Source organism: Streptomyces sp. O3, from assembly GCF_054788135.1.
The window spans coordinates 1-254 of sequence record NZ_JBTVYK010000215.1 but is presented as its reverse complement, the minus strand read 5'-3'; the positions used below and the strand labels follow the sequence as shown (position 1 = coordinate 254).

Below are 254 nucleotides of genomic sequence, written 5' to 3'. Positions count from 1 at the left end.
CAGTGAAAAGAGGTCCTTTATGAAAAAAATAGCGATTTTTGGGAGTGCGATTGTTTTATTTTGTCTTCTTATTTGGGGATATTTTTATTTCAACTCAGAACCGTCTATAACCGCAGAAAATGCTGCAAATTCAACTAAAGCTGTGGATGTGCTTGAAGAAAATGACATCCTTCTTTTTACTCCACGTAAATCGGATGCAGATATGAGTGTTATTTTATATCCAGGTGCTTTTGTTGATGCTTTAAGTTATGCAC

Annotated in this window: 1 protein-coding gene; it reads left to right on the top strand. The window is 35.0% G+C overall.

Going from position 1 to position 254, the window contains the following annotated elements:
- Positions 1-19 precede the first annotated feature (19 nt).
- On the top strand, positions 20-254 hold a 235-nt coding region (locus ACX6XY_RS30410; RefSeq protein WP_460337945.1), incomplete at its 3' end, for a hypothetical protein.